This window comes from Polaromonas potterensis, from assembly GCF_033446725.1.
In the GTDB taxonomy this organism is placed as follows: Bacteria; Pseudomonadota; Gammaproteobacteria; order Burkholderiales; family Burkholderiaceae_C; genus Polaromonas.
In genome coordinates, this window is sequence record NZ_JAWQLX010000008.1 from 250,651 (window position 1) to 260,164 (window position 9,514).

The 9,514-nt window shown below is 61.3% G+C and carries 9 protein-coding genes and 1 pseudogene; 4 read left to right on the top strand and 6 right to left on the bottom strand.

From position 1 onward, the window contains the following. Window positions 1-5: 5 nt before the first annotated feature. Window positions 6-722, bottom strand: a complete 717-nt coding sequence (locus R6254_RS15945) for an Rrf2 family transcriptional regulator (RefSeq protein ID WP_318408245.1) — start codon at window positions 720-722, stop codon at window positions 6-8. Here R6254_RS15945 and nhaR point away from each other — a divergent pair. Further along, on the top strand, window positions 708-1,604 hold the full coding sequence (nhaR, locus tag R6254_RS15950; RefSeq protein ID WP_318408246.1) for a transcriptional activator NhaR: 897 nt from the start codon (window positions 708-710) through the stop codon (window positions 1,602-1,604). The genes R6254_RS15945 and nhaR overlap by 15 nt on opposite strands. 214 nt (window positions 1,605-1,818) lie before the next feature. On the opposite strand, the gene R6254_RS15955 is transcribed toward nhaR, so the two are convergent. Then, window positions 1,819-2,340, bottom strand: coding sequence for a DUF2127 domain-containing protein (locus R6254_RS15955; RefSeq protein ID WP_318408248.1), 522 nt, complete (start codon window positions 2,338-2,340; stop codon window positions 1,819-1,821). A 70-nt stretch (window positions 2,341-2,410) separates the two neighbouring features. After that, the gene (locus R6254_RS15960; RefSeq protein WP_318408250.1) at window positions 2,411-3,040 is read right to left on the bottom strand and encodes a TetR/AcrR family transcriptional regulator; all 630 of its coding nucleotides are present in this window, start codon (window positions 3,038-3,040) and stop codon (window positions 2,411-2,413) included. A gap of 148 nt (window positions 3,041-3,188) precedes the next feature. Between R6254_RS15960 and R6254_RS15965 the strand changes: the two genes are divergently transcribed. After that, window positions 3,189-4,448: an MFS transporter gene (locus R6254_RS15965; protein WP_318408251.1), complete on the top strand. Its 1,260-nt coding sequence runs from the start codon at window positions 3,189-3,191 to the stop codon at window positions 4,446-4,448. A 15-nt stretch (window positions 4,449-4,463) separates the two neighbouring features. Here the strand turns inward: R6254_RS15965 and R6254_RS15970 are convergent. From R6254_RS15970 to R6254_RS15980, 3 genes and pseudogenes are all read right to left on the bottom strand, one after another. Then, a pseudogene (locus tag R6254_RS15970) lies at window positions 4,464-4,991 on the bottom strand (MBL fold metallo-hydrolase); the annotation flags it as partial. 66 nt (window positions 4,992-5,057) lie between these two features. After that, window positions 5,058-5,831 (bottom strand): hypothetical protein, encoded by a 774-nt coding sequence (locus tag R6254_RS15975; RefSeq protein WP_318408252.1) that lies wholly within the window; start codon window positions 5,829-5,831, stop codon window positions 5,058-5,060. A 4-nt stretch (window positions 5,832-5,835) separates the two neighbouring features. Further along, window positions 5,836-7,485 carry an MBL fold metallo-hydrolase gene (locus tag R6254_RS15980; protein WP_318408254.1) on the bottom strand — a complete coding sequence of 550 codons (1,650 nt, stop codon included), beginning with the start codon at window positions 7,483-7,485 and terminating at the stop codon, window positions 5,836-5,838. 138 nt (window positions 7,486-7,623) lie between these two features. Here R6254_RS15980 and R6254_RS15985 point away from each other — a divergent pair, with 138 nt between their 5' ends. Next, entirely contained in the window at window positions 7,624-8,601 is a 978-nt protein-coding gene (locus R6254_RS15985) for a tripartite tricarboxylate transporter substrate binding protein (protein ID WP_318408256.1), read from the top strand. A 406-nt stretch (window positions 8,602-9,007) separates the two neighbouring features. Next, window positions 9,008-9,379, top strand: coding sequence for a hypothetical protein (locus R6254_RS15990; protein ID WP_318408258.1), 372 nt, complete (start codon window positions 9,008-9,010; stop codon window positions 9,377-9,379). Window positions 9,380-9,514 lie beyond the last annotated feature (135 nt).

Genomic DNA, 9,514 nt, shown 5'->3' on the forward strand with positions numbered 1-9,514 from the left:
TGTGTTTAGCGGGGTATCAGCAGCGACCGGCCCAAAGCAAATATTGAATTCGGCGCCAAGCTGGCTAAGGGTTTGTGAGCCGGCGCGGTGTAGACGCCACGCTGGCCTGGGCGGGCGTCCATTGGCACTCCCTTGGCGCGCAGTTCGTCCGCCAGACTCAGCAGGCTGATGGACTGCATATGCTCGACCATCTTGGCGTTCAGTGCAGCCCACAGTTCCTGCGTCATCAAGGCGCCAGAGTTTTCTTTCTGCGGGAAGACTTTTTCTCCTCTGCCGAGCTGGTTGGCATCGGATTCCACGGCGCCCACGATGTCCGCCACAGAAATAGCCTCGGCAGCCCGGCCAAGACGGTAGCCGCCCCCGGGACCACGGGTACTTTTCACAAGTCCGCATTGACGCAATTTGCTGAAGAGCTGCTCAAGATAGGACAGCGAAATCTCATGGCGAGACCCAATGTCGGCAAGCGAGATGGGACCGGCATTGCCGCGAAGTGCAATGTCGATCAAGGCGGTGACCGCAAAGCGGCTTTTGGTACTCAAGCGAATGACTGTTCTCCTTTTGGTCCGTCGCGAATGACGTGACGAGCTCCAGCATAGGCATCTCGTTACTTCGCGTAAATTCGTATTTGTGATCAAATCAATTCGAAAAAACCGAATGATTAATTGAGCGGCTTCATTTTTACCGAGGCCATTGATGGGATGTGAATCTTGAACTTCAAACATCTGCACTATTTTTGGGTTGCGGCAAAAGCCGGGGGCATCGTGCGCGCAGGTGAGCAACTGAACACCACGCCCCAGACCCTGTCGGGACAGATCAAACTGCTGGAGGCGTGGCTGGGGCGCCGGCTGTTCCGCAAAAGCGGGCGTCATCTTGAGCTGACCGAAGAAGGGCGGTTGGCGCTGGGCTACGCCGACCAGATATTCGCCCTAGGGGCAGAAATGGAGACGGCCTTGCGGCAGGCGCGCGAGGGGCCGAAAATCCTGGACTTCCGCGTCGGTGTGGCCGATTCCGTGGCCAAGTCCGTGGTCTACCGCTTGCTGGAACCCGCACTGACGGTGAGCGAGCCGGTGCGGCTGATCTGTAGCGAGGGCAAGTTCCCTGATTTGCTGGCCCAACTGGCCCTGCACCGGCTGGATATGGTGATGGCCGACGAGCCCATGACGGGCCGCGTCAGCATCAAGGCCTTCAACCATCCCTTGGGGAGCACACCCATGAGTTTTTTCTGCACGCCTGCGCTCAGGGCCTCGCTCAAGGGCAATTTCCCCCAGTGCCTGAACGATGCCCCCATGCTGATCCTGGGGACGTCTGCGTCGATACGCAAACAGCTTGAGGGTTGGTTCACCAAGCACCAGATTCGCCCCCGCATCATTGGCGAATTTGACGATGGCACGCTGATGAAAACCTTTGGGCGCGAAGGACGGGGCGTCTTCATGTCAGCCAGCGTGCTGGACGCCGAGACGGTCACGCAATATGGGGTGGAAGTGATTGGCCGCACCGATGAAATGATGGAGAATTTTTTTGCAGTGTCGGCCGAGCGGCGCATCACGCACCCGTGTGTGGCGGCCATCACCCAGGCCGCACGCAGGCAACTCTTCATACGCTGAGTGCGTTAGCTCAGGCCGGGCATGGACCTGGTCAGCAGGGCGCAGCGCATTACACGGCGTGAAAAGCGTGGGGGCAACAGGCCGCAGCGCAGGGCCGCCCCAGCCAGGCCAGCCCCCTCGGGGGCAGCGCATACACGGCGTGGAAAGCGTGGGGGTGACCGGCCGCAGCGCAGTGCCGCCCCCAGCCAGGCCAGCCCCCTCGGGGGGCAGCGCATTACAGGAAGTGAAAAGCGTGGGGGCTTTTCTTCATCCGTTGCCAGAGCTGAAACGCCAAAAATCCCACCATCACGATATTCGCCAGCAACACGCCGGCGTTGATCCAGGTGGGTTTGTGCAGCAGGTGTGCGATTTCGAGCGGGATATACAAGGCCCCGGACAAGGCGCCCAGCCATTCGGCCCAGACTTTTTCTCGCCACAGCCCATAAGCCTCCAGCAGACGCACGCTGATGTAGGCCAGCGCCACCGGGGCGAGGGTTCGCAAATTGATCGCGCCCAGCAGGTCGGCGTAATGCAGCAACAGGGCCGGGTAGCGCGTGTTCGGGTCGAGGTGAAAGTGCCACAACAGCGCCGTCGCGAGCTGGTGCACATCGCGGTGCAACAAGCCCAGCAGGCCAATGCCGGCCGCCAGCGCTGCCAGGCCTTTGAAGGCTTCAAACAGGGCAATCGCCCGCAAGGCGCGTCGCCGCGCGGTCGGGTGTTGTGGGCGTGTTACCTGGGGCGATGTGGCTTGGGTCATCAGGGCATTTTCACAAAAGTGCCGAACGGGAAGGCATGAGCCCGCTCACGGGAGCGGTTGATTGCATACGTCAGTTCGCCGGCCAGGCGCGCATCGCCTGGGTGGCGATGGCCCGCAGCGTCTTGCGGCTGGCACCGTCGCGCGCGTGGATGGCCATGCCTTGCGTGACCACGACATAAAAGGTGGCGAGCGCGCCGGGGTCGGTGTCGGCGGGCAAATCACCTTCGCACACGCCGCGTTCGATGCGGGCGCGGATGCGTATCTGAACCGCCTTGCGCAGCTTGACCAGGGCCGCTTCCACATGGGCCGAGGCCGGTGAACAATTGAGCGCGGCGGTCACCACCAGGCAGCCGGGCGGGTGGCAGGTCCGTGTCTGCTCGATGGCCGTGGCCTCCAGCAGGCGCTCGATAGCCTCGCGTGCCGTGGGGGCGTCGGCAAATATGCCTTCATGTGCGCCGCCGGGGCCGGCGAGGTAACGCTCTACCGCTTCCAGGAACAGATGTTCCTTGTCGCCGAAGGCGCTGTACAGACTGGGCGGGGTGATACCCATGGCCGTGGTGAGCTCATTGAGCGATGTCGCCTCATAGCCATAACGCCAGAAAATCAGCATGGCGCGCTCCAGCGCCGCGTCGCGGTCGAACGAGCGCGGACGCCCGGTCTTTTTCGGCGGGTCGGCGGGAGGACCTGTTTCGGCTTTCATAGTGATCGATATTAAACCGGAGCAGGTTTTTGTACAAGCTGCTACAGTGCCTCCTTGTTTTGTATCGATCACTATGTAATTGAACGATGACGTCTGCAACAGATCTTGTCGACGCAACGTTTTAGCCTCTTTCCCAAGGATTCATGCCATGCACCCTCCCTCCACCAACGATCTTTCCACGCCCGGGGCAGCGCTTGCCGCGCCTGCTGTATCAGCCGGCCATTCCTGGGCGGCCGTGGCTTCGGTCGCGGTTGGCACTTTCGCGCTGGTGACCAGCGAGTTCCTGCCGGTGGGCCTGCTGCCGGCCGTGGCGGCCGACCTGCACGTGACCGAGGGCACGGCCGGCCTCATGATCACCTTGCCCGGCCTGGTGGCGGCCATTGCCGCGCCCGCCGTCACCGTGGCCGCGGGCCGGTTAGATCGGCGCCTGCTGCTGTGGGCCATGACGGTGCTGCTGATTGGCTCCAACCTGCTGGCGACCTTCTCGCACGACTTCATGCCCTTGCTGATCGGGCGCCTGTTGCTGGGCGTGGCCATTGGTGGCTTCTGGGCCACGGCCACCAGCCTGGCGGTGCGGCTGGTACCGGCGCACCAGGTCGGGCGTGCGGCCTCCATCATCTTTGCCGGCGTGTCGCTGGGCACGGTGGTTGGTGTGCCAGTGGGCGCGCTGATAGGTGATCTGCTCGGTTGGCGCGCGGCCTTCGCCGTCGCGGGTGCGTTGAGCGTGGCGGTGCTGGCGGCGCAACTGGTGCTGTTGCCCTCGCTGTCGCCCATGCGGGTGATTGGCATGCGGGACCTGCCGGCGTTGCTGCGCAATCCGGACGCGCGCATCGGCCTGTTGCTGGTGGTCTTTTTCGCCGGTGGGCATTTCATGGCTTACACCTTCATGGCGCCTTTCCTGCAACAGGTGGCGGGCGTGTCGGTAGCGCAGATGACGTTGCTGCTGCTGGCTTATGGCGTGGCCGGCTTCGTTGGCAACCTGGCCGGCGGCGCGGTCGCGGGGCGCAGTGTGCGCCTGGCGGCGGGCAGCACGGCCTTGCTGATGGCCGGCGCCATCCTGCTGCTGCCGCTGATGGGCCGCGGCCTGGGGGGCGTGGCCGCCTTGCTGATGTTGTGGGGCTTTGCCTTTGGTGCGATGCCGGTGAGCTTGCAGATGTGGATGTTCAAGTCGGCGCCGGCCGCGCTGGAAGGCGGCTCGGCCCTGTTTGTCGCAGCCTTCCAGATCGCCATCGCCGCCGGTGCGGGGCTGGGCGGCCTGGCGGTCGATGCGCTGGGCGTGAGCAGCGCCATGTGGGGTGGCGGCGCCTGGGTTGCGCTGGCGCTGGTCACGGTGTGCTTGATGGGCCGCAACCCGGGCGAGAAGCCCACTCAGGCCGTGGCGGGCACGGCCCAGTGTCCCGCGGCCTGAGGCCGTGAAAGGCGCTTAAGCCGCGTCCAACGCGCGAATATGCTCCACATGCGCGAGCAGGGAGCGCTTGGCCACCGGCCAGATGCGTGGGTCCACATCGTCGTAGGCCAGCTTGACCCAGTCGTCCATCGAGCCTTGCGGCTGGGCCTGCATCACGCCGATGATCTTGGCCTCGCGTTTGAGCCGGTGGGCCTTGAGCTGGGCAATCGCGGTTTTTGCCTCGCCGATCACATAACCGTGGGCCGGCGCGATGAACGCGATGCCGTGTTCGTCGCAGGCCTGGCTCAACTGGTCCAGCGAGTCCAGGTAGTCATTCATGTTGCCGTCGGGCGGGTCGATGACCGTGGTGCTGCCGTTGAGGATGTGGTCGCCGCTGAACAGCAGGCCGTCTTCGACCAGCACCAGGCACAGGTGGTTGGCAGCATGGCCGGGTGTGTGTATGACCTTCAGGGTATGTGTCATTTCACTCTCTGGCCCTTGTCCCATAAGCGTGAGCCGCTCCTGATTTTGTAGCGACCGATCTGGCGTGAAAAGACTGGCGGCGCTGACCCTGTCGCTTGCGGACCGCTTACTTAGGCGGTGAAACTCTCCAGCCACAGCCTGTGGAGGCTAAGGAGATTGGCGTTTCGAGTTTAGTTCGATGCACTTGGACAAAGCGTCCGCACTAACGGGATTTTGTGTCCGGCAATAGTTGAAATCACGCATGCAGTCAGACCAGTTTTGTCTGACTGCGGACTGCCGGCATTGCATTGATGCAGCGTCTTGAAGTGAAATGTACCTTTCCCTGTTCGCAACCGCACCGGATTGCATTGCTTCCATCAATCCCAAAGCGGTGTATATAGGTTCAGCAGCGGCGACCAAAGAGAATTTGGCACTGGCCAGATTGCGATCCTGTGTCATGTAACGCAGAGTAATCGTTGTTCCTCCAATGATTTGCCTCAATGCTTGTGTTCGTCCGTTCGACACGGATGATGTGCCCAAGGAAACTTCGGTAGAACTTTCGGATGGATAGTGCCTTGAGAGAAGCAAACTGGGTAGTCCGACTGTGTTCGGAAATTTGTTGCCGAAAAATTGGTTAGGGCGTGCATCGTCGATTCTGTATTCAAGCCCTCTTTCTTCAATTTTTGTAAATGCGAGCTTATCTGCAGGTTGGAACGACAGCCATGCCTCTCCCCGATTTCCTGCATAAATTTTTAGTGTGTCCCCGTTGGCATTGCGGGTGAGCGCGTATTGCTTGGGTACCGGTTCAGCCCCATTTTTCTCGGAGCTGTTAACAAGTATCCAATCTGCAGTAAGTGGGGGCTTGACAGCACAAGCTTGCAAAAGAAGGGTGATGCCACCAGCGAGCAAATAACATGCGATACGGGCGGTGAAATTGGTCATGACCTCATCTCCTTGGCAAGCGCAAGGACTCAATCCGCTCCACATGGGCGAGCAGCGAGCGCTTGGCCACCGGCCAGATGCGTGGGTCCACATCGTCGTAGGCCAGCTTGACCCAGTCGTCCATCGAGCCTTGCGGCTGGGCCTGCATCACGCCGATGATCTTGGCCTCGCGTTTGAGCCGGTGGGCCTTGAGCTGGGCAATCGCGGTTTTTGCCTCGCCGATCACATAACCGTGGGCCGGCGCGATGAACGCGATGCCGTGTTCGTCGCAGGCCTGGCTCAACTGGTCCAGCGAATCCAGGTAGTCGTTCATGTTGCCATCGGGTGGGTCGATCACCGTGGTGCTGCCGTTGAGGATGTGGTCGCCGCTGAACAGCAGGCCGTCTTCCACCAGCACCAGGCACAGGTGGTTGGCGGCATGGCCGGGCGTGTGCATGACCTTCAGGGTATGCGTCATTTCGCCCTCTGGCCCTTGTCCCACAAGCGCGAGCAGCTCCTGATTTTGTAGCGACCGGTCTGGCGTGAACAGGCTGGCGGCGCGCGCCGTGGAGGCGGACGGCAGGCCCAGGATGGGCGGGTGTTTCTCGCACATGGCTTGCAGTGGTTTGGCGCCAGGCGAATGGTCGGCGTGTGAGTGGGTACACACAATGATGCGGATGTTGCCGCCCGCGGCGCGCCACAAACGCTCCAGGTGATCCATGTCGGCCGGACCCGGATCGATGGCGATGTAACCCGTCGTCGGGTCGCCGACCAGGTAGCTGTTGGTGCCCGGCCCGGTCATCACGCCGGGGTTGGGCGCGGTCAGGCGCATGACGTTTTTCAGCAGGGCGACGGGCTGCGCCGTCTGCCAGTCCAGCGTGTGCACCATCTGGCCGTCGGGGCTGGTCAGGGCCAGCTCACCATAAGGCGGTTCGTGTTCCATGTAACGCGCCTCGGCACCGGCCAGAAAACCGGCGCGCGGGCAGGATGTCCAGAGCGGCTGTTCGCTCGCGCAGGCCTGCAGCACAGCGTCCACGGTGTTGAAGGGCTGCAGGCGCTGCAAGGTGCGTATGGTCGGGAAGATGATGAAAAAGCTGCCAGCCTCATGCCGCGCCAGCGCATCGGCCGGCCGCACCCAGACCGGCTCAAACTGCTCGGTTTCGTCGGCCACCGGCTCCTGGCCGGCGGGCATGCGCGCCACCAGAAAGGGCACGTCGAAGCGGCGCGGCAGGTCGCGGTCGGTGATCCAGTGCGCCAGCACAAACACCTGGTCGCCAGCCAAGGTGAGGCCGCGTGTCTGGCATTGCGCGGCGAAGGGGGCTTTGCGGTCCAGCGCAGCAATGTCGGCCGTGCTGGCGTAACTGCCGTCGGCATGGCGGGCCAGCAACACGCCTAACTCTTCAAAACTTTCACGGATCGCGGCAATGGCCTGTGTCAGGTGCAGGTCGCTCTGCGTGGCCCGGCGTGTGGACTGCGCGTGCGCCGCGCTGTCGGCCGCATCTATGCCGCCGCCCGGAAACACATAGGCGCCGGGTGCAAAACTCGCGCTCATGGAGCGCCGTGTCATCAGCACTTCAATACCAGCGGGGCTGTCGCGCAACAAGAGCACGGTGGCGGCGGGGCGGGTAGGCGCGGGGGCGCGCTGCGGATAAAGGAGTTGGGTGGTTCGGACCATGGCCTGATTTTGCGCGAAACGGCCGCACGCCGCTGGCGCGCCAGCTGATTGATAGCATGCTAAGTGTTAACCGCAATGGTGTTTGGGCAACAGGCTGCGGATACTGGCGGCCACTTTGTTTGCAGGACGTGAACCACCATGAAACACTGGATTTCCAGAATCACCCTGGCCGTGACGGCCGCCGCGCTGTGCGCCACCAGCCTGAGTGCCATGGCGCAGGCCTGGCCGTCCAAACAGCCGATCAAGTTGGTCGCCGTGTTTCCGCCCGGCGGCTCGGTCGACCAGGTGGCGCGCATTCTGGCGCAGCCGCTGTCGCAGCAACTGGGCCAAAACGTCATTGTCGACAACAAGGGCGGCGCGTCGGGCTCCATCGGCACGGCGGCCGTGGCGGCGGCGCCGGCTGACGGCTACACCTTTGCCGTGGTATTTGACACCCACGGTGTCAACCCCAGCCTGATCCCCGGCCTGCCTTTTGACACGCGCAAAGACCTGGCACCGGTCGCGCTGATTGGTACCTCGGCCATGGTGCTGGCGACGTTTTCGGGCTCCGAGTACAAGACCTTTGCCGATGTGGTGGCGGCCGCCAAGGCCAAAAAGAATGTGAGCTACGGCAGCATAGGCTCCGGCAGCCTGGGCCACCTGGCGATGGCCCTGCTCAGCAAGAGCGGCAACATCGAGTGGCAACACGTGCCCTACAAAGGCGGCGGTCCCTTGATGACGGACGCCGTGGCCGGCCACGTGCCGCTGTCTATTGCCTCGGTGTTTGTGACCAAGCCGCACATCGACAGCGGCCGCATGCGCCCGCTGGCCGTGACGACCAGCAAACGTTCGCCTGACCTGCCGAATGTGCCGACCGTGGCCGAAAGTGGTTTTGCCGGTTTTGACGCACCGGCCTGGTGGGCCATTTTGGCGCCGGCCAAAACGCCGCCCGAGGTGCTCAAACGCATGAACGACGAAGTCAACAAGGCGTTGAAAAATCCCGAGATCGCCAAGAAACTCAGCGCCCAGGGCATCGACATTGTCGGCGGCTCGCCGGAGTCGGCTCGCGTGTTTATCGACAAACAAATCGACACCTGGGCCAAGGTGGTCAAGGACAACGGGATCAAGGCGGATTGATTCGCTTTGTTCGATCAGGAACAGGAGGGGCCATAGGCCCCTTTTTTATGGATGCCTGTGTGCGATGACTGAAGTCGCCTGACTGGAGGATCAAGTTAGCGATGTTGCGTGGAGCCGCGGCTTGTCGCTCCGGCCATACCAAGGAGTGTGAATGTGTGTCAGGCTGATAAAGGCTTTTCTCGATTAGACGGCTATATTGAATACACCAAGCGTTCCCGCACGGTAGCTGGCTAGCAGGCACAGGCAAACAGGATGGCGATTTTTTGGAACTGACATACCTGCATCCACACTGAATTGACGTGAGTTTATGATTTCAAAAATATCCAACAAACGCGCACCGCGATATCCAAGTTCGCGTCATGGTATCCCGCAGTTTTGCGGGATATATCAAAGTTAGGAATCACAGGTGAATGCGATCTCCCGTACCCTCCTGACTATTAGCGCAAGCCTCGTGCTTATTCTCCTTGTGCTCAAAATTGGATGGCCCGACCAAGTTGTTAATCAACGTGCTGGGTATGCGCTAAGTATTGGCTGGGCGTTTATGCTGTTTCTGGGGCTTGGACTGCGGAAAGATTTGAATCTTGGTACCGGTTCAGCCGGCATAGCTTTAGTCTATTTTTCGACTGGCGTTGTCGCCGGCACAACAAATTTTTTTCTTCGCTTGGGGTTTTTTGATACGGCACCAACCAAACAAACTATTGAAGTTTTCTGCATAACTACAACACTCTTCGTATTTTTCGCTTGGTGGAAAATATTACGGCGAGGTAGTCGCAGATGACTCCTAACCCTCTACAGGGACTTCCCACGTAGTCAAGCATTGTTCGTGATAAGTTTTCCTTGGTGACGGTTTTCTTGCTTTATCGTGAAATTGATGGTGCGAGGCAACGGGAACAGACTGCACATCTACAGACGG

Bases quoted from the DNA above. Each gene is read 5' to 3' on its own strand.
- R6254_RS15980 (WP_318408254.1), bottom strand. From the start codon at position 7,485: ATGGTCCGAACCACCCAACTCCTTTATCCGCAGCGCGCCCCCGCGCCT.
- R6254_RS15975 (WP_318408252.1), bottom strand. From the start codon at position 5,831: ATGACCAATTTCACCGCCCGTATCGCATGTTATTTGCTCGCTGGTGGC.
- R6254_RS15965 (WP_318408251.1), top strand. From the start codon at position 3,189: ATGCACCCTCCCTCCACCAACGATCTTTCCACGCCCGGGGCAGCGCTT.
- R6254_RS15955 (WP_318408248.1), bottom strand. From the start codon at position 2,340: ATGACCCAAGCCACATCGCCCCAGGTAACACGCCCACAACACCCGACC.
- R6254_RS15985 (WP_318408256.1), top strand. From the start codon at position 7,624: ATGAAACACTGGATTTCCAGAATCACCCTGGCCGTGACGGCCGCCGCG.
- R6254_RS15945 (WP_318408245.1), bottom strand. From the start codon at position 722: ATGTTTGAAGTTCAAGATTCACATCCCATCAATGGCCTCGGTAAAAAT.
- R6254_RS15960 (WP_318408250.1), bottom strand. From the start codon at position 3,040: ATGAAAGCCGAAACAGGTCCTCCCGCCGACCCGCCGAAAAAGACCGGG.